General features: G+C 41.0%; 19 protein-coding genes and 1 pseudogene. All 20 read left to right on the forward strand.

The window, feature by feature from the left end; translation table 11 throughout:
• Positions 1-6: 6 nt before the first annotated feature.
• The 20 genes and pseudogenes from aroC to HMPREF1195_RS01830 all read left to right on the forward strand — a co-directional run bounded on the left by aroC (position 7) and on the right by HMPREF1195_RS01830 (position 18,275).
• A complete protein-coding gene (gene aroC, locus HMPREF1195_RS01735) occupies positions 7-1,173 on the forward strand; it encodes a chorismate synthase (protein WP_023917858.1) in 1,167 nt (388 codons plus the stop codon).
• A gap of 16 nt (positions 1,174-1,189) precedes the next feature.
• Positions 1,190-2,296 carry a prephenate dehydrogenase gene (locus tag HMPREF1195_RS01740; RefSeq protein WP_023917860.1) on the forward strand — a complete coding sequence of 369 codons (1,107 nt, stop codon included), beginning with the start codon at positions 1,190-1,192 and terminating at the stop codon, positions 2,294-2,296.
• Between the two features lie 100 nt (positions 2,297-2,396).
• Positions 2,397-2,735: a YlbF/YmcA family competence regulator gene (locus HMPREF1195_RS01745; protein ID WP_003014453.1), complete on the forward strand. Its 339-nt coding sequence runs from the start codon at positions 2,397-2,399 to the stop codon at positions 2,733-2,735.
• Positions 2,736-2,907: 172 nt separating this feature from the next.
• Positions 2,908-4,191, forward strand: coding sequence for a 3-phosphoshikimate 1-carboxyvinyltransferase (gene aroA, locus HMPREF1195_RS01750; protein ID WP_023917862.1), 1,284 nt, complete (start codon positions 2,908-2,910; stop codon positions 4,189-4,191).
• The gene (locus HMPREF1195_RS01755) at positions 4,184-4,669 is read left to right on the forward strand and encodes a shikimate kinase (RefSeq protein ID WP_023917865.1); all 486 of its coding nucleotides are present in this window, start codon (positions 4,184-4,186) and stop codon (positions 4,667-4,669) included. The genes aroA and HMPREF1195_RS01755 overlap by 8 nt, the downstream gene beginning before the upstream one ends.
• Positions 4,660-5,514 carry a prephenate dehydratase gene (gene pheA / locus HMPREF1195_RS01760; RefSeq protein WP_023917867.1) on the forward strand — a complete coding sequence of 285 codons (855 nt, stop codon included), beginning with the start codon at positions 4,660-4,662 and terminating at the stop codon, positions 5,512-5,514. Before HMPREF1195_RS01755 ends, pheA begins: the two co-directional genes overlap by 10 nt.
• Entirely contained in the window at positions 5,511-6,827 is a 1,317-nt protein-coding gene (locus HMPREF1195_RS01765; protein WP_023917869.1) for an LCP family protein, read from the forward strand. The genes pheA and HMPREF1195_RS01765 overlap by 4 nt, the downstream gene beginning before the upstream one ends.
• Before the next feature lie 62 nt (positions 6,828-6,889).
• The gene (gene rlmD, locus HMPREF1195_RS01770) at positions 6,890-8,248 is read left to right on the forward strand and encodes a 23S rRNA (uracil(1939)-C(5))-methyltransferase RlmD (protein WP_023917871.1); all 1,359 of its coding nucleotides are present in this window, start codon (positions 6,890-6,892) and stop codon (positions 8,246-8,248) included.
• Between the two features lie 607 nt (positions 8,249-8,855).
• Complete coding sequence (locus HMPREF1195_RS01775) at positions 8,856-9,578, forward strand: MurR/RpiR family transcriptional regulator (protein WP_003014472.1); 723 nt, start codon at positions 8,856-8,858, stop codon at positions 9,576-9,578.
• A gap of 8 nt (positions 9,579-9,586) precedes the next feature.
• Positions 9,587-10,339 carry a MurR/RpiR family transcriptional regulator gene (locus HMPREF1195_RS01780; protein ID WP_003014478.1) on the forward strand — a complete coding sequence of 251 codons (753 nt, stop codon included), beginning with the start codon at positions 9,587-9,589 and terminating at the stop codon, positions 10,337-10,339.
• Positions 10,340-10,487: 148 nt separating this feature from the next.
• Positions 10,488-11,918 (forward strand): 6-phospho-beta-glucosidase, encoded by a 1,431-nt coding sequence (locus HMPREF1195_RS01785; RefSeq protein WP_003003486.1) that lies wholly within the window; start codon positions 10,488-10,490, stop codon positions 11,916-11,918.
• A gap of 12 nt (positions 11,919-11,930) precedes the next feature.
• Entirely contained in the window at positions 11,931-12,233 is a 303-nt protein-coding gene (locus HMPREF1195_RS01790; protein WP_003003699.1) for a PTS sugar transporter subunit IIB, read from the forward strand.
• A gap of 10 nt (positions 12,234-12,243) precedes the next feature.
• A complete protein-coding gene (locus tag HMPREF1195_RS01795; protein ID WP_003003586.1) occupies positions 12,244-13,557 on the forward strand; it encodes a PTS sugar transporter subunit IIC in 1,314 nt (437 codons plus the stop codon).
• A 13-nt stretch (positions 13,558-13,570) separates the two neighbouring features.
• A complete protein-coding gene (locus HMPREF1195_RS01800) occupies positions 13,571-13,891 on the forward strand; it encodes a PTS sugar transporter subunit IIA (protein WP_003003528.1) in 321 nt (106 codons plus the stop codon).
• Between the two features lie 28 nt (positions 13,892-13,919).
• A pseudogene (locus HMPREF1195_RS01805) lies at positions 13,920-14,210 on the forward strand (alpha-amylase family glycosyl hydrolase); the annotation flags it as partial.
• Between the two features lie 395 nt (positions 14,211-14,605).
• Complete coding sequence (locus HMPREF1195_RS01810) at positions 14,606-15,679, forward strand: hypothetical protein (RefSeq protein WP_023917873.1); 1,074 nt, start codon at positions 14,606-14,608, stop codon at positions 15,677-15,679.
• A 165-nt stretch (positions 15,680-15,844) separates the two neighbouring features.
• A complete protein-coding gene (locus HMPREF1195_RS01815) occupies positions 15,845-16,621 on the forward strand; it encodes an alpha/beta fold hydrolase (protein ID WP_023917878.1) in 777 nt (258 codons plus the stop codon).
• 32 nt (positions 16,622-16,653) lie between these two features.
• Positions 16,654-17,391, forward strand: a complete 738-nt coding sequence (locus tag HMPREF1195_RS01820; protein ID WP_023917879.1) for a DUF4336 domain-containing protein — start codon at positions 16,654-16,656, stop codon at positions 17,389-17,391.
• 259 nt (positions 17,392-17,650) lie between these two features.
• Positions 17,651-17,944 (forward strand): type II toxin-antitoxin system RelB/ParD family antitoxin, encoded by a 294-nt coding sequence (relB, locus tag HMPREF1195_RS01825; protein ID WP_023917881.1) that lies wholly within the window; start codon positions 17,651-17,653, stop codon positions 17,942-17,944.
• Positions 17,937-18,275: a type II toxin-antitoxin system RelE/ParE family toxin gene (locus HMPREF1195_RS01830; protein WP_023917883.1), complete on the forward strand. Its 339-nt coding sequence runs from the start codon at positions 17,937-17,939 to the stop codon at positions 18,273-18,275. The genes relB and HMPREF1195_RS01830 overlap by 8 nt, the downstream gene beginning before the upstream one ends.
• Positions 18,276-18,476 lie beyond the last annotated feature (201 nt).

Raw genomic sequence — 18,476 nt, forward strand, 5'->3', positions numbered from 1 at the left:
GGTCGTATGAGATATTTAACAGCAGGAGAGTCCCATGGGCCTCGATTAACAGCCATCATAGAGGGCGTTCCGGCAGGCCTTCCTTTATCTGAAGAAGATATTAATAAAGAGCTCAAACGTCGACAAGGTGGCTATGGTCGTGGTGCTCGGATGAAAATTGAGAGTGACCGGGTCGAGATCACATCAGGGGTCCGTCATGGCTTGACCATGGGAGGTCCGATTACTCTGAACGTGACCAATCTGGATCATCAAAAATGGCTAGAGATCATGAATGTAGCACCGGTCGAAGAGAAAAAGAAAAATCTACGTAAGATCACCAAGCCACGTCCTGGTCATGCCGATCTAGTCGGAGGGATCAAATACCGTTTTGACGATCTCCGTAATTCCTTAGAGCGTTCTTCTGCCCGTGAGACGACCATGCGTGTAGCCGTTGGTGCAGTTGCTAAACGGATTTTAGAAGAAATCGGCCTTGAAGTGGCCAGCCACATTGTTAATTTTGGGGGAATTGAGATTGCAATTCCCGAGAATCTAACCGTTTCTGAAATCAAGGAAAAGGCAGCGAAGTCGGAAGTTTCGATCGTTGTGCCAGAACAAGAAGAAGCCGTTAAGGCCTACATTGACCAAGTAAAAAAAGATGGCGATACTATCGGGGGAATTGTGGAAACCTTGGTTGGTGGTGTGCCTGTTGGACTAGGATCCTATGTGCAATGGGACAAGAAATTGGATGCCAAAATCGCTCAAGGGGTGGTCTCTATCAATGCCTTTAAGGGAGTTGAGTTTGGCCTTGGTTTTGACGCAGGTCGCCTAAAAGGTAGTCAAGTCATGGATGAAATCATCTGGTCTCAAGACACCGGTTATACCCGTCGCACCAATAATCTTGGTGGTTTTGAAGGGGGCATGACCAATGGTGAGCCCATTCTGGTTCGTGGCGTCATGAAGCCTATTCCGACTCTCTACAAACCCTTGATGAGTGTGGATATTGAAACCCATGAACCCTATAAGGCGACGGTTGAGCGCAGCGACCCAACGGCTCTACCTGCTGCAGGAGTGGTAATGGAAGCAGTGGTCGCAACGGTCCTTGCGACAGAAGTGCTTGAAAAATTCTCATCCGATAACTTGGAAGAATTGAAAGAAGCCGTTGCCAAGCACCGGGACTTTACGAAGAATTTTTAAGAGAAAGAGTTTTCCTTTGGAGAAGAAAGTTGTTTATATTGCAGGGTTGGGCTTGATTGGTGCTTCACTTGCGCTAGGCATTAAGAGAGCCCACCCAAACGTGACTGTTCTTGGGTACAATCGTAGTGAAGCCTCTCGAACCATCGCCCTTGAAAGAGGAATGGTGGATCAAGTGACGGATGATTTCGCAGCCTTTGCCCCTTTAGCAGATATCATTATTTTGGCCCTTCCCATCAAGCAAACCAAGTCTTACTTAGAAACCTTAGCTAGCTTGCATTTGAAAGACCGGGTACTGGTGACAGATGCAGGCTCTACCAAGGCAGAAATTGTCACACAAGCTGAAAAGGTATTTACAGACAAGGCTGTTCGCTTTGTGGGAGGACACCCCATGGCTGGTAGTCATAAGACAGGTGCCGCAGCAGCAGATGCAACCTTATTTGAAAATGCCTATTATATTTTTACTCCTTCCAGCTTGACGACAGGAGGTGCCATGGAAGAGTTGAAAGAGCTTCTGAGTGGATTGGGATCTCGATTTATTGAAATCGATGCCGAGGAACACGATCGGGTGACTTCCCAGATCAGCCATTTTCCTCATATTTTAGCCTCGACTCTGGTCGAGCAGGCTGTAGCTTATGGGGAAGAGCATGAAATGACCCGCCGTTTTGCGGCTGGTGGCTTTCGGGATATGACACGGATCGCGGAAAGTGAGCCAGGTATGTGGACTTCTATTCTCTTGTCCAACCCTCAAGCGATATTGGAGCGGATTGCAGATTTCAAAGAGCGATTGGATCAGGTAGCTGAGACCATTCAAGCAGATAACGAGAAGGCTATTTGGTCCTTTTTCCATGAAGGGCGGAAGCACCGAAAAGAAATGCAGATCCATCAGCGTGCTGGACGCGATAGTGCCTATGATCTCTTTATTGATGTTCCAGATAAAGAAGGTGTAATCCTTGAAATCTTACAACTCCTACAAGGGATTTCCTTGGTTAATATTCACATCAATGAAGAGAATCGTGAAGATATCCACGGGATTTTGCAGCTGACCTTCAAAAATGCAGAAGATCAGGAGAGGGCTCAAACATTGATCAGCCAGGCGACGTCTTATACCGTTCTTGCTCGCTAGGTCTACAGAAGGATTTGCATCAAAAGGCCTGCTTCATTTTAGGAATATTGAAGGAAAAGCAGTATAATAGAAGTATCTTATCAGTAAAGGAGCCTAGAAAATGGCAAATATTTATGATGTAGCAAACGAACTCTCTCGGACCCTGCGAGACCTTCCTGAATACAAGGCTGTCGTAGAAAGCAAGCAAGCGATCGAAGCGAATCCAGAAGCGAAAACGCTGTTTGACGAATACGTCGCTTTCCAAAATCAACTGCAAGGCTTGATGCAATCCGGTCAACTTCCAACAGAAGCTGTGCAACAAGAAATGAAGGACTATATGGAAAAAATCCAAGCAAGTCCGATTGTGAATGAATTTTTCACCAAACAACAGCAATTGTCTATTTATCTTGCAGATCTTGAAAAGATCATCTTTGAGCCGATTCAAGATTTATACAAATAAGAACCACTACCAGAGTTGTCATTTCGACTCTGGTATTTTCGTTCGCCACTAGAAGAAAAGAGGCTCAAAAAAAGCTAGGAAACATTCGTTTTTTGTTCCAAATTTTGGATCAAAAATTGAATTCATGTCCTATTTATGATAGAATATGAGGAAAAGCACTCTGGAGAAGGCAATGAAATTAAGAACCAATAGCAAGGGCCTCAGGGGCACCATTCGCGTACCTGGTGACAAATCCATTAGTCACCGATCCATTATTTTTGGAAGTCTTGCAAAAGGCGAAACCAAGGTCTATGATATCTTGCGAGGCGAAGATGTGCTTTCTACCATCCAGGTGTTTCGAGATTTAGGAGTCTCCATCCAAGATGACGGGGATGTGATTCGGATTCAAGGAGTAGGCTTTCAAGGTCTTCAAGCTCCGACCGCTCCCCTTGACATGGGCAATTCAGGAACTTCTATTCGTTTGATCTCAGGTGTTCTAGCAAGTCAGGATTTTGCAGTGACCATGGTCGGAGACGATAGTCTTTCCAAACGCCCTATGGATCGTGTGGCGATCCCACTGCGTCAGATGGGGGTAGAGATTTCTGGTCAGGGAGATCGCGATTGCCCGCCTTTACATGAAAAAGGGACGCATCAGCTCCAACCGATTCATTACCGTTTGCCAGTGGCATCGGCCCAAGTCAAATCTGCTCTCATTTTTGCCGCTCTACAAGCTGAGGGTGAATCGACGATTATCGAGAAGGAAAAGACGCGTGACCATACGGAGGATATGATTCGCCAATTTGGTGGAGAGATCCAAGTGGATAGAAAAACCATCCGCATCCAAGGTGGACAAGAGTTCCAAGGTCAAGAAGTCATTGTTCCTGGAGATATTTCCAGTGCAGCCTTTTGGTTAGTGGCTGGCCTCATTCTGCCAGAGAGTGTGATCAAGATTGAAAATGTTGGCATCAACCAAACGCGGACAGGGATTCTCGATGTGATTCAAGAAATGGGGGGAGATCTCACCATGGAGGATCGCGATGAAAAAGCGGTCTCTGCGAGTCTCACTGTCAAGACTTCGTCCTTAAATGGGATTCGGATTGATGGGGAGTTGATTCCACGCTTGATTGATGAATTGCCGATTATTGCCTTACTAGCGACACAAGCAAATGGTCAAACCGTGATTGCGGATGCTGAAGAGCTTCGTGTGAAAGAAACGGACCGCATCCAGGTCGTAGCAGATAGCCTCAATGCTATGGGAGCCAATGTCGTGCCAACGGAAGACGGCATGATCATCACTGGACCGACTCCCCTACATGGAGCAGACTTAGAAACTTTTGGAGACCACCGGATTGGGATGATGGCTGCCATTGCTGCCTTATTGGTGAGTGAAGAAAATGTGATGCTGGATCGGGCAGAGGCCATCAACACCAGTTACCCTAGTTTTTTTGAAGATTTGGAGACCTTACTGCATGGCTAAAATTTTACTTGGTTTTATGGGAGCAGGTAAAACGACCGTTGGTCGCATTCTTGATCCAAAGTTCCATGATATGGATGAATTAATTGTTGAAGAGATCGGTATGTCGATTAATGACTATTTCGCAGTGGAAGGGGAAGCTGCCTTTCGTCGTCGCGAGGCTGAAATGCTGGAGCGTTTGTTGGAAAACGAGGCGGCCATCATCTCCCCTGGAGGCGGGATTGTGGTCAATCCTCATAACCGTGCGCTCTTGGAAAAAAATCCTCACAACATTTATCTGCGGGTAGATTTTGAAACCTTGTACAGCCGCATTCAAAATGACAAAGCCATGCAACGCCCCCTCTTTTTAAACCACACCAAAGAAGAATTCAAGAAGATTTTTGAAGGACGTTTGCCTTTGTATGAGGATATTGCTACCCATATTGTGGATGTTAAGGACAAAACACCTGACGAAATTGCGGAGATTATTCGATGCTTGTAGGCTATCTAGGTCCCAAGGGATCTTTTACCCATGATGTGGCGATACATAGTTTTCCAACTTCTGAACGCATCGCTTATCGAACGATCACAGATGTTATTAAGGCCTATGAAAATCAAGAAATCGATTTTGCAGTCGTCCCCGTTGAAAACTCTATTGAAGGTAGTGTCCACGAGACGATTGATTACCTCTTTCACCAGGGGACCATCCAGGCCGTTGCAGAAGTGGTCTATCCCATCAAGCAACAGCTCTTGATGGCTAGAAAAGATCGGCCTATTCGAACGGTCTATTCACATCCACAGGCCTTGGCCCAAGGGAAGGCTTTTCTAAGGGCCCATTATCCAGATGTGACCATGGAAATGACGGCTTCAACAGCCTATGCAGCCCGCTATGTAGCAGAACATCCAGAATTGGAGATTGCAGCTATTGCCCCTCTGGCAGCAGCCAGTGAGTACGGTTTAGAAGTCCAGGCCAAAGACATCCAAGAAATCGAGGACAACTACACGCGTTTTTGGATTTTAGGGGCAAAAGAGCCCTTGATTTCAGAAACTTTGAATCTTTCGAGTCAAAAGATTAGCTTGGCTTTAACCTTGCCAAGTAACCTGGCTGGAGCCCTCTATAAGGGGTTGTCCACCTTTGCTTGGCGGGGAATCAATTTAACCAAGATTGAAAGTCGCCCTCTAAAAACAGCTTTAGGAGAATACTTTTTCATTATTGACCTCCTAAATGAAGCGCCTGATCTAGTGCACTTTGCCTATCAAGAATTAGACAGTCTGGGCATTCAGACAAAAGTCTTGGGTCAGTATCAGGTCTATACCATAAAAGATAACGGAATGGAGAAAAGATGAGTAACGAATCCAACTTTCTATCTCACCATGAGCGAAAGCGATTAGAGTACTTATACTCAAATTTTCATTATTTGAATGAACGAGAACAACTAGAATACAATTATTTGCTCAAAAAAAGCCAAGGAGCTTATGAGGAAACAGAACCCCTTCAACAGCCTGAAGTAGCTGCTACTGAAGAAGTGCAAGGGGAGATTGCTGAACCGATTGGTGACCTTCCTGTTTACCAATCACGTAGCAGAAAAACAAAGAAAAAAGCAGTCGCTGCGACGAGCGATCTACCTAAGAAACCACGGAAAAAGATCCGCGTCAAGCGGATCCTCAAGTGGATAGCTCTCTTTTTCTTGCTCATTATCGGTGGCATGGTCTTTATGTTTGTGAAAGGCCTCAACAGTAAACCAGCTGGTAAAGATGCCAAGCCTGCTGTCGTAGAGAAATTTAACGGCAAGAAGTCGCGAGATGGGGTCAATATTCTGATCTTGGGGACAGATGGTCGGATCGGTGAGAAGTCAGATGAAACCCGGACAGACTCCATCATGGTGGTCAATGTCAATAACAAAGAAGGCAAGATCAAGATGGTCAGCTTCATGCGGGATACACTGGTCCATATAGATGGTGTCAGCCAGCAAAATATTCCTGAATATGATGGCTACTATGACCAGAAGCTCAATACTGCCTTCACCATCGGGGAGCAAAATAACAACCAAGGGGCTGAATTGGTGCGTCAGATGCTCAAAGATAACTTTGACATTGACATCCAATATTACGCCATGGTCGATTTCAAGACCTTTGCGACAGCGATCGATACCCTCTTCCCGAATGGGGTCGAGATGAATGCGCAGTTTTCAACAGTTGATGGCGAAAAGGTCAGTGAAGTGGAAGTGCCAGACGATTTGAACATGAAAGACGGTGTCGTTCCGCAACAAACCATCAAGGTTGGAAAGCAACGGATGGATGGCCGGACTCTTCTCAATTACTCGCGTTTCCGTAAGGATGATGAAGGGGACTTTGGTCGGACCCGTCGCCAACAAGAGGTCATGTCTGCTATCATGCATCAGATCAAGGATCCAACCAAACTCTTTACGGGATCAGAAGCCCTCGGGAAAGTCTTTGCTATGACGTCTACCAATGTACCTTTCTCCTTCCTATTGACCAATGGACTTGGCCTAGTCGGTAGTGCTGGAAAAGGAATTGAACGAGTGACCATCCCAGAAAACGGGGATTGGGTCGATGCCTACGATATGTATGGTGGCCAAGGCTTGCTCGTCGATTTCGATGCTTATAAAAAGAAATTGTACCAAATGGGACTGAGATGATATAATAAGGGGATAGGAGTTTTGGACTCCACCCCTTTTAATTTGTAGAAAGATAGAACACCATGTTAAAGAAAAATGAAATTGTAACCGTTGAGATTGTCGATTTGACCCACGAAGGAGCAGGAGTGGCTAAGGTCGATGGCCTGGTCTTTTTTGTGGAGAATGCCCTGCCAGGAGAAGTTGTCCGCATGCGCGTGCTTAAAGTCAACAAAAAGATTGGCTACGGAAAAGTAGAGGAGTACTTAGAAAAATCCCCTCATCGTAATGAAGAGCTGGATCTTGCCTATTTACGAAGCGGAATCGCCGACTTGGGTCACCTAGCTTATCCGGAGCAACTAAAATTCAAGGCCAAGCAGGTCAAGGATAGCCTCTACAAGATGGCAGGGATCTCTGATATCGAAGTACCCCTGACCTTGGGGATGGACCATCCTGTCCAGTATCGCAACAAGGCCCAAGTCCCTGTCCGTCGTGTCAATGGTCAGGTAGAGACAGGCTTCTTTCGGAAGAACTCTCATGATTTGATGCCGATCGAAGATTTCTACATCCAAGATCCAGTCATTGACCAAGTGGTCTTGGCTCTTCGGGATTTGATTCGTCGTTTTGATCTCAAGCCTTATGATGAGAAGGAACAGTCTGGCCTGATTCGGAACCTTGTCGTCCGTCGAGGGCACCATTCTGGAGAAATTATGGTCATTTTGGTCACTACTCGTCCCAAGGTTTTCCGTGTAGACCAGTTGATCGAGCAGCTGATCAAGCAATTCCCAGCCATCAAATCTGTTATGCAAAATATCAATGACCAAAATACCAATGCGATTTTCGGGAAAGAATGGCGTACTCTCTACGGTCAAGACTATATTACCGACCAAATGTTGGGCAATGATTTCCAAATCTCTGGACCAGCCTTTTACCAGGTCAATACCGAAATGGCAGAGAAGCTCTATCAAACAGCCATTGACTTTGCGGACTTAAAAGAAGATGATGTGGTGATCGATGCCTATTCAGGAATCGGAACTATTGGCTTATCAGTCGCTAAACATGTCAAGGAAGTCTACGGAGTGGAAGTTATCCCAGAAGCAGTAGAAAATAGCCAGAAGAACGCAGAATTGAACGGTATCACCAATGCCCACTATGTCTGTGACACAGCTGAAAATGCCATGAAGAATTGGCTCAAGGAAGGCATCCAACCAACTGCCATCCTGGTCGACCCACCACGCAAGGGCTTGACCGAAAGCTTTATCAAAGCAAGCGCTCAAACAGGAGCTGACCGCATCGCCTATATCTCCTGTAACGTCGCCACCATGGCGCGTGATATCAAACTCTATCAAGAGTTGGGCTACGAATTAAAGAAAGTCCAGCCGGTGGATTTGTTTCCACAAACGCATCACGTTGAGTGTGTAAGTTTGTTAGTGAAACGTAGTTAATCCTCAAAAGGTTTCCCAAACCTTTTGAGTCCACAGACGCATCACGTGGAGTGTGTTGCTCTGCTCGTAAAAACCTAGAAACCTTTGAACGCAAGGGAGTTTGAAAAGCCTTGATTGCAAGGCTTTTTGTATTGGCGTGGGGAAGTATCAGAGTGAGAAAATTTTTGGAATGAATAGAAGTGATAGCTAGAAATTATCAGTTTCTATTTCCATTTACCCTGTGGGTACGTGTTTGTTTCCATTGACAAGGAGTTTATGGGAATAGAAACGTCCCCACCTTACATATCTCCAGAATGGACGATTGAAATTGAGACAATTTAATAGAGATAAGCTCTTGTTATGTTTCTTTTAAGTCAATAAACTAACAATACTCAAAGTATGCTCAAAAATATGATATAATCTAGAACATAAGGCAATACTGTTTTAAAGTATTTTCTCTTAACCATGTCTCGTTAGACAAATCTGATTCGTCTGGTTTTCTAATAGATTTTAATGCTGACTTGGTTTTATAGCCATTATGCTCTCCATTATTTTAGTGTAGAACACTTTGGTTATTAGTTTTTTGTTACATTGTAAGCAAATCAATAGAGATAGAAAAAGGGATTATATGTTTAGTTATGAGGTTGTAGCAAGTTTTAACGACTTAGAAAATGCTATTTATACAACTATTTTAGAAAATGAAAATATATCCTCTATGACAATCAAGGAATTGGCCCAACTTGCACATGTATCAGTTGGAACCGTACAACGATTTTGCAAGCATCTAGGATTTGATGGATATAGCCATTTTAAGATTGCTTATAAAGAATATTTAAAAAATGAGCAAATTATTTTAAACAATCAAGACAATAATTCTTTGAAGCTATTCATTGATTATACTGAGCAAGATACTTTTTTGCAGCTGATTATGGAGGCTGTGGCAATCTTAAAGAACGTTGAACAGATTGTTTTTGTCGGAATTGGTTCCTCTGGAACTTTAGGTCGATATGGAGCGCGCTATTTTTCAAATATTGGCAAATTTAGTATGTGTATTGAAGATCCTTGGCAACCAGTGCTACAAAACAGTATGGAAAAAACTTGTGTCATTGCCTTATCCGAATCTGGTGAGACTTCTCAAACATTGAAAATTGTACAAAAATTAAAGGAAAAAGGTTGTCCAGTTATTGCCATCACAAATACATTGGAATCAACATTGTCAAGGCTATCTGATTGCTCCATAACCTATCATGTTCCTCAATTATTTTTAAATGGGTTTAATATTACGACGCAGGTACCTGTTATTCTCATTATTGAAATGTTAATGAAACAACTATATACTACAAAAGCATAAGGGTGTCTATGAATTTATTTGATTATCATAAAGCAAAAGGGCTAAATAATAGTGAATTAAGCGTGTATAATTTTATATTGCAACATAGAGATAAAGTTGCTACGATGACTATCAGAGAGCTATCGACATCTATAAATCTATCGACAACAACCATCATTCGTTTTGCGAAAAAGATGGGATTTGATAGCTACAATGATTTAAAATATGCCTTGTCAAGGTCGGAAGATAAGGAAAATAAACATCGTCACTACTTTCCTATTGATATTCCAGCAATACAATTTTTACAGACTAGTGTCCAAGATGAAGCTTTAAAAAAACAACTATCAGAGATAGCAGACTTGATCGTTCAAGCCAAACAAGTTATCTTTTTAGGGGTGGGTACTAGTCTAAGTTTGGCAGAATATGGCTCATATCTTTTTTCTGGAATCGGTATTCTTAGCTTTGCTATTACTAACCCATTTTATTCTCTGAAATTGCATCATTCTAATTTGGAGGATGTTTTGGTTATTGCTCTAAGTGTCAGCGGTGAGACAGAAGAAGTTCTAACTCTGGTACAGGGATTCAAAGAAAGAAATGCTAAGATTGTTAGTCTGACAAATACAGATATTTCCACTTTATCACAGCTATCGGATATAAATTTATCCTACTTTATGCCAGTTGCCTACGCAGATTCCTCGCTACGTTCCACTAATTTGACCACTCAGATTCCAGTTGTCTATTTTTTAGAATCCTTACGTTACCAAGTTTATTTAAAAAAATAGGAGTGAAAACTCTTGTTTTTTTTATGTAACAAATATTGTTCGACTGTACATATATTTTCTATCTCAATATCTATTGTCAGCAGGTACAGTATGTTATAAAATAGACTTGTTCATAGCGCTAGTACAAAATACAGAAAGGATAGGTAAAATGGCAAAAATACCAGAAGGCTTTTTATGGGGTGGGGCAGTTGCTGCTCACCAAATTGAAGGAGGGTATGATAAAGGTGGAAAAGGCATTTCGATAGCCGATGTGATGACGGTTGGAAGTGCTAGCCACTCTCGACAGATTACTGATGGCGTCTTACCTGACGAATATTATCCGAATCATGATGCAATAGATTTTTACAGAACCTATAAGGACGATATACAATTATTCGCTGAGATGGGATTTAAGTGTTTTCGAACTTCGATTGCCTGGACTCGTATCTTCCCAAATGGAGATGAAGAAGAACCTAACGAAGAAGGGTTGAAATTTTATGATGATTTATTTGATCAGCTGCTAGCTCATCAAATTGAACCGGTCATCACACTCAGTCACTTTGAAATGCCCTATCATCTAGTTACTAAGTATGGTGCTTGGCGTAATCGCAAGTTGATTGATTTCTTTGTTCGTTTTGCGGAAGTCGTCATGGAACGATATAAGGACAAAGTTAAGTATTGGATGACCTTTAACGAGATCAATAATCAAGGTGCAATTAATGTTCCTTGGTGCTCATGGACTAATTCTGGTGTCATTTATCAGGAAGATGAAAATCCAGTTGAGGTACTACAGCAGGTTATCCATTATCAGTCAGTGGCTTCTGCAAAAGTTGTTCAATTGGGTCGGAAAATCAATAAAAATTTCAAAATTGGTTGTATGCTGGCAATGGTACCATTTTACCCGAATACATGTGATACAAAAGATATACTTGCTAGCCAGAAGGCAATGGAGCATCGTTTATTTCACTATGGAGATCTTCATGTTTTTGGAGAGCGTCCTTACTATATCGAGGCCTTTTGTCGAAAAAATAATATCAAACTGGATATTTTACCAGAAGATCTAGAAACTCTAAAAGAAGGTTGTGTAGATTATATTGGCTTGAGTTACTATATGAGTGATACAGTGACTGCTACAGCATCTGAGGAAACAGAAGAGCTTTTCAAAGATGTTTATACTAAGAAAAATCCCTATATTGAATCAAGCGATTGGGGTTGGCAGATTGACCCTGAGGGATTACGCTATAGCTTAAATCTTTTATACGATCGCTATCACTGTCCGCTTTTTATAGTTGAAAATGGATTCGGTGCTTATGATAAGGTAGAGCCTGATGGAATCCATGATTCTTACCGCATTGATTACCTCAAACAACACATTGAACAAATGATGTTAGCGATTGAAGAAGATGGCGTAAATGTCATTGGTTATACCCCTTGGGGCTGTATCGATATTGTTAGTGCTGGTACAGGTGAAATGGAGAAGCGTTATGGCTTTATCTATGTCGATAAGAATAATAATGGCGAAGGAACTTTGCAACGAATGAAGAAAGATTCCTTTACATGGTATCAAAAAGTGATTACATCAAATGGAAACGAATTATAAGGAGTAATTAAAATGAATATTGGATTGTTTTGTGCAGCAGGTATGTCAACAAGTATTTTGGTTGAGCGTATGAAAGAAGCGGCTCAGAAAAAAGGGAAAGATGCAACAATTGCAGCTTATTCCATCAGTGAATTGGAACAAAGAGTTGGAGATATTGATGTGGCTCTATTAGGCCCACAGGTTGGTTTCCAACTTGAAAAAGCAAAAGAAATTTGTGCTTCTCACAATGTTCCTGTAGAAGTGATTGCAATGGCTGATTATGGCACTGTAAACGGTATGGCAGTTCTTAAACAAGCTTACATGATGAAAAAATAAGGAGAAGATGATGAAGGATAAACTAATTAAAAAGTTTGTTGATCGGATGATGGCCTTTGTCAATACCAAAGGTGTAACAGCGATAAAAGATGGTATTGTTTTCTCTATGCCATTGTTGATTGTTGGCTCCATCTTTCTTATCTTGGCCAATTTTCCAGTTCCAGCTCTAGCAACGATGTTAGAAACTAGTGGTATTACCCCTGTTCTCAATCAAGCAATTGGTGCGACCTTTAATATCAGTGCGATTGTAACAGTCATTGGGATTGCGTATACCTATGCTAAGCTAGAAAAACAGGAGCCGCTTGGGGCAGGTGTCATTGCCTTAGCAGTTTTCTTGCTAATCCAGCCCTCCAGTTTGATTTCTAAAAATGGGGATGTAGTTGGTAACATTATTCTGAAGGATTGGACTTCCGGGAAAGGGATGATTGGTGCCATTATCGTTGGTTTGATTGTAGGAGCAAGCTATTCTTGGTTTTTGAAGAAAAATATCAAAATCAAAATGCCAGATGGCGTACCAACTGGTGTAGCCAACGCATTTTCAGCCTTGATTCCTGCTACTGTTATCATCACAGCGGCAACGATCTTTGTCGGACTTGTTGAACAATTGTTTAAGGTCACAACGATTGAAGTGATTTATAATCTTATTCAAACACCAATGCAAGGCTTGACTGACTCATTGTTTGGTGCGGTGCTTATGTGTTTCCTTGTACCATTCTTATGGATGTTTGGGGTGCACGGCTCAACTGTAGTTGGTGGCATCATGAGTGGCTTGCTACAGGCGAATGCTTTGGAAAACCAAGCCATTTTAGATAAGGGCCTTGAATTAAATCTAGCCAATGGTGGTCATATTGTGACGATTCAATTTTTTGATCAATTTATCAATGTTACAGGTGCCGGGATTACGATTGGTTTGGTAGTTTACATGGTTGCATTTGCAAAATCAAAACAACTAAAAATTCTTGGACGTCTTGAAATGGTTCCAGCCATCTTTAATATCAATGAGCCGGTGCTCTTTGGTTTGCCGATTGTAATGAATCCAGTTTTAGCAATTCCCTTTATATTAACGCCTATTTTATCTTGTATCATCCAGTATTCAGCGATTTATTTTGGACTGACACCTATGTATGGTGCCGTTCAAGTTCCGTGGACTTGTCCTCCAATTATTTCAGGATTTATCATCGGTGGTTGGAAAACAGCCTTGTTGCAAACACTTATTTTGGTTATGTCTTTCTTTGTTTATTATCCGTTTATTAAACAGATGGATAAACAAGCTTTACAAGCTGAAATACAAGAAACAAGCGATTTAGAAGACGAAGATTGGTAAGAGAGGCATTAAAATGGACGAAAAAGTACTCGAAGTGTGTTTTCAAATTATCACCTATGTAGGAACAGCAAAATCTATGTACATCGATGCTATTCAATTGGCTAAGCAGGGTGAATTTGAGCAGGCTAAAGATAGAATTAAACAAGGCGAAGAAGCATTTGTACAGGGACACAATGCTCACCACTCACTTTTGACAAAAGAAATGAATGGGGAATTAAACCAAACAGGTCTAATTCTGATGCACGCTGAGGATCAGTTATTGAGTGCAGAAGGTTTTCGAACGATTGCTGAGGAATTTATAGCAGTCTATAAACGCTTTGAGGAAGGTAAATAGAGCAAGTTATGAAAGTAAAAATTAAGCAATGTTAATTACCTATTCAGACAGTCTTGGAAAAAATCTGAAAGACTTGAAGCAGGTCTTAGAAGGCCCTTTGAAAGATGTGGTCGGTGGTGTCCACATTCTTCCCTTCTTTCCATCGTCAGGCGACCGCGGGTTTGCACCCGTGGACTATACCAAGGTTGATGAGGGTTTTGGAGATTGGAGCGATATTGAGGCACTCAGTCAAGACTACTATCTCATGTTTGATTTCATGATTAACCATATCTCAGCCAAGTCGCCTTATTTCCTTGATTTCCTAGAAAAGAAAGATGATCCGCCCATGCGACAAGGTGAAACCGAAGGTCGAGAAGGTATCATGGGGTATAGGTCTCATAGAATGAGGAGGGAAACAGACGAAACGATACGGTAACAGAGAACTGCATAGTGTGGTGATGCCTTTTACCGACTGATATAGGATTGTAGAGATGGTAAACTGGATAGGATTTTGGTCAAGTTGAGTAGTTATTTTGACAGGAATATCATGTGCCAATTTCTCGACAACATCACAATCTCAGGAAGTGGGCAGATTCCTGTAACTTTCCTTGAAGGAAGAGAAGTTGACTTGTAGGAAACTGCAATCGAAAGGTTGCAGTTTTTTGTGTTGTTTCGTGGTATAATATGCTAAAACGATAAACGGTAAGATTGGTTACTAGCTGTAGGAGTTATATTATGGGTAAGTGGACTTGTCAATGCGGATATCCAATGAATGACCATGCTGCTCCAGACCCGAATGCTTTTTCGGTATTCTCGGATGAGTTATGGGAAGAGATAACGGATACCGCAGATGAAAATAATAAGATTGATTATTATGATATTACTGATGCTTCGTACTATGCTTGGCAATGTCCAAATTGTCATAGCTTGATGGTATTCGGTGAGGATGAGAATCCAAATCGTTATACTTTCTATAAGTGGATAGATTTAGATAGTAAAGAGAAGGAGCTATCTGATCAAGAAACTGATTCAAATTCATCAGATATAGTTTACAGAGTTGCATCAGTCACTTTTTCAGAGTTTGGTGAGGAATACATCTATATTTGTGAGGATGAATCAATCAGGGAAGACCATTTTGTGGTTGTACCTGTTGGAATCAACGACGTTGAAAAGATTGCTCATGTTGTGAAGATATATCAGGCTTCGCAAAAAGACATCTCATATCCAATTGACAAGTTAAAGCGTGTGATTAAGCGTTACTCTGATTTTGATAAAGGGAAAGCAAGAGAGATTGCAGCTGAATTATTAAGGTCAGGTCGATGTTTGCAAATAAATGATTTTTCTAAATCAGTAGCAACAGACGAATATTTTGATATTTTGCACAATAAACTTGGATACTGGTGGTTGGAACTGAATGGCGTTCCCATTCCAATGAAGGTTATCCTATTGAATACCAATTATGAAAAGTATCACGTTGACTGCGCTATACATATCAAACCTTACAATATGCACTATAGTACTTTCCAATCGTTAAAGTTATGTACCGACTTTGAGATTGACGCTTCCCGCTGGGTTGATGTCATTTCTTATGAATATGTTTGGGGAAATTACTGGGAACTTGATGGTATCCAGTTTGGGATAACCTGTCAGGAATCATCAGAGGAGGATGAAGTGACACTTGGCAAATACAGTCGTGTCCCATATTATAAGGACTGGCATCCAGATTGGAGCTATAGCTACGGTTTTAATGTAGCTTGGAAACCACATGAATCTGATGAAGACTTATCGGTAGGTTTTTACATTTCTTAAAGTGATAAATTCGTTCAATCATATAATAACAAAGCCATACTAGTCACTTTTCGTTCGATAATATAGATGTTTGCTAGCATCACATGTTGAGGCAGTATCACTGCTTGTTCAAAATGATTTAATATGGATGTATCTAGTGAAAATCCCACAGTAAGGAGTTTAAACATGAAATTCCATGAATTTGGTGATAAGAATTTGCCTCCTATCTTGCTGATACATGGCGGTGGCAGTTCTTGGTGGAATTATCTTCGCCAAGCACGGATTTTGTCAGAAGACTACCGTGTTATTCTACCCACTTTGAATGGCCATGGTGAAGAGTATCAACTCGATTATGTTTCTACGGAAGATTCTGCTTTGGAGATCCTAAACTATATCAAAGCAAACTATGGTGGAAAGTTGTTTGCGATCGGTGGCGTTTCTCTTGGTGGTCAAATTGCTATGGAGCTTTTATCCTTAGACAGCGAGATAGCTGAGAAGGCCATCATAGACGGAAGCCTCTGTATTCCTCAACCAAGGTTAGCTAAAATCAGCATCTTTCTAGTATCCCTATTTGGTAAACTGATGTTCAGTAAATTCTCTTGCAAACTCCAGTTAAGCATGATGGACAAACTCTATCCTAAACTGGCTTATCCAGAGGAGATAAAAGCTTATTATTTGGAGGATCTTCCAAGGACGCCTATCAAAACATTGGTGACTATTTACAAAACCTATATGGGGCGTTACAAGCTCAAGGATACGATTTCTGCTAGTAAAGCGCAGGTTCTGTATATCTACGGTGAAAAAGAATTGAACTGTGTGAAAGCATCGGCGAAATTATTTCAGCAGCTCCATCCCAATACGATCCTGTATGAAGCTAAAGGCTATAACCACGGCTATTTATCAGCTTATCTACCTCAAGAGTGGATTGATTTGGTGGTGCCATTTTTGGAGAATAACGATTGATTATACTTTATTAATTTAGAAAGCAGAGTTTCATGAAAGTCAGAAAATATAGTCCCCTCAATTCCTTAAAAAAGATAGCAGATAATCTATGGATTGTGGATGGGGAAGAAGTACTGATGGATTTTAAATTCTTCAAAGTGCCTTTTTCAACTAGAATGACAGTTATCCGTCTACAGAACGGTGGTCTTTGGGTGCATTCACCGACTAAGCCTAATGACAATTTACTTTTTGAAATCAAGCGATTAGGTGAGGTAAAACACCTTATTGCACCCAATGTCTTACATTATAGTTATATAGATGAATGGCATCAACTATTTCCTGAAGCAAAAGTTTGGCTAGCTAGTGGTGTTCAAAAGCGTGCCAGAAAATCGGGAATGAGTTTGGATTATGGTCAGGAATTAAGCAAGGCCAATTGGAACGAAGAAATTCTTTTTACAACATTTGAGGGAAGTTTTTACGTGAAAGAGGTTGTTTTTTTCCATAATGAAAGTTCAACTCTGATTTTAACGGATCTTATTGAAAACATAGAAACTGAGAATGTATCGATTTTTGAAAAGCTACTGTTTAAAATAGGCGATAATCACTATCCAAATGGTAAAACACCAAGAGATTTAAGAATGACTTTTTTATTTAGTAAAAAACAGGCATTGAAGAGTTATCGTATAGTAAAGAAATGGGAACCTAAGAATATTATTATTTCTCATGGACCGTGTATAGTTGGACAAGCAAAAGAAATGCTAAACCAAGCGTTCTCTTGGCTAGAGAAATAGTAATTTACTATAAAGAAATTAATAAAATATATCTAATATAATTGACTACAATTACTTGGAGTTGTCAAATTAAGATGTGGAATCTACTTAAATTGTTGATTCTAGGAGGTATCAGATGACACGAGAGAAAGAATATAGATTAGCTATCGGTATCTCTTAATTAGATTTAGTGAAAGAAGAATCCATTTTTTACTTGATTCCCCTCTCTATCTTATGGTAGTATGTATATACAAATTGTATGTACAAAGGAGAGGTAGAAATGGCAAACACGAAAGCAGTGAATTTTCGAGCAGATGCGATGTTTTACCAAAAAACAAAAGAGGTGCTTGCGGATAAAAAAATTTCTGTGTCAGATGTCCTAAATGCAGTACTTCGAAAAATTGCTAATGGGACTGTGGATCCAGAAGAATTTGTTTCGAGTGATTTGCAGGACAAACAGTATCAGGTAGCCTTTGAAGATTTGAAGAAGGAGATTTTAGTGGGGCATCAGGAAATCGCTCAAGGAAAAGTTACTTCTGTAGCCGATGTGAGAAAGGAATTTGGTCTTGACTAAGTTGAAACGTTATCAGGTCTTTCTTTCAGATCGTGCTAAGCAGGACTTGCGTGACATTCACGACTATATTCTTGTGAATTTTTATAGCCAGCAAGCTGCAGATGGCAAAGTCGATTTGCTATTGAGCGCTCTTGAGACCCTAGAACTCTTTCCAGAAGCCTGTCCTCTGGTATCAAGCCGGGGCTATGGTGAGATGACGAATGATGGAAAACCCTATCGTTATATGCCAATAGAGAACTATCTCGCATTTTATTATATGGAGAAGCATAGGGTGTATGTTGCCCGTATATTCAGTGCAAAGCAGGATTGGGTCAAGATTTTTTATAAGTAGGATGAGGGACCCCCATGTTAAAATCCAATAAGCTGATTATTTTTTTAATTTCTCTACCTTTTCTGATGGTCCTTGTTTTCTATTCTCTTAGTGAGCATCCTTGATATAGTGATGATAGTAATTTCATTAGAAATCATGAAGCTGCTATTAAGAGTGAGATCATCGCACACTTAGCCCAGGAAAAGCAAGGCATAAAGTCCG

Origin of the sequence: Streptococcus parasanguinis CC87K (assembly GCF_000507765.1) — a bacterium.
Classification (GTDB): Bacteria; Bacillota; Bacilli; order Lactobacillales; family Streptococcaceae; genus Streptococcus; species Streptococcus parasanguinis_J.

Excerpts from the sequence above, each read along its gene's own strand:
- aroC (WP_023917858.1), top strand. The coding sequence starts at position 7 with ATGAGATATTTAACAGCAGGAGAGTCCCATGGGCCTCGATTAACAGCC.
- HMPREF1195_RS01745 (WP_003014453.1), top strand. The coding sequence starts at position 2,397 with ATGGCAAATATTTATGATGTAGCAAACGAACTCTCTCGGACCCTGCGA.
- aroA (WP_023917862.1), top strand. The coding sequence starts at position 2,908 with ATGAAATTAAGAACCAATAGCAAGGGCCTCAGGGGCACCATTCGCGTA.
- HMPREF1195_RS01755 (WP_023917865.1), top strand. The coding sequence starts at position 4,184 with ATGGCTAAAATTTTACTTGGTTTTATGGGAGCAGGTAAAACGACCGTT.
- pheA (WP_023917867.1), top strand. The coding sequence starts at position 4,660 with ATGCTTGTAGGCTATCTAGGTCCCAAGGGATCTTTTACCCATGATGTG.
- HMPREF1195_RS01765 (WP_023917869.1), top strand. The coding sequence starts at position 5,511 with ATGAGTAACGAATCCAACTTTCTATCTCACCATGAGCGAAAGCGATTA.
- rlmD (WP_023917871.1), top strand. The coding sequence starts at position 6,890 with ATGTTAAAGAAAAATGAAATTGTAACCGTTGAGATTGTCGATTTGACC.
- HMPREF1195_RS01775 (WP_003014472.1), top strand. The coding sequence starts at position 8,856 with ATGTTTAGTTATGAGGTTGTAGCAAGTTTTAACGACTTAGAAAATGCT.
- HMPREF1195_RS01780 (WP_003014478.1), top strand. The coding sequence starts at position 9,587 with ATGAATTTATTTGATTATCATAAAGCAAAAGGGCTAAATAATAGTGAA.
- HMPREF1195_RS01785 (WP_003003486.1), top strand. The coding sequence starts at position 10,488 with ATGGCAAAAATACCAGAAGGCTTTTTATGGGGTGGGGCAGTTGCTGCT.
- HMPREF1195_RS01790 (WP_003003699.1), top strand. The coding sequence starts at position 11,931 with ATGAATATTGGATTGTTTTGTGCAGCAGGTATGTCAACAAGTATTTTG.
- HMPREF1195_RS01795 (WP_003003586.1), top strand. The coding sequence starts at position 12,244 with ATGAAGGATAAACTAATTAAAAAGTTTGTTGATCGGATGATGGCCTTT.
- HMPREF1195_RS01800 (WP_003003528.1), top strand. The coding sequence starts at position 13,571 with ATGGACGAAAAAGTACTCGAAGTGTGTTTTCAAATTATCACCTATGTA.
- HMPREF1195_RS01810 (WP_023917873.1), top strand. The coding sequence starts at position 14,606 with ATGGGTAAGTGGACTTGTCAATGCGGATATCCAATGAATGACCATGCT.
- HMPREF1195_RS01815 (WP_023917878.1), top strand. The coding sequence starts at position 15,845 with ATGAAATTCCATGAATTTGGTGATAAGAATTTGCCTCCTATCTTGCTG.
- HMPREF1195_RS01820 (WP_023917879.1), top strand. The coding sequence starts at position 16,654 with ATGAAAGTCAGAAAATATAGTCCCCTCAATTCCTTAAAAAAGATAGCA.
- relB (WP_023917881.1), top strand. The coding sequence starts at position 17,651 with ATGGCAAACACGAAAGCAGTGAATTTTCGAGCAGATGCGATGTTTTAC.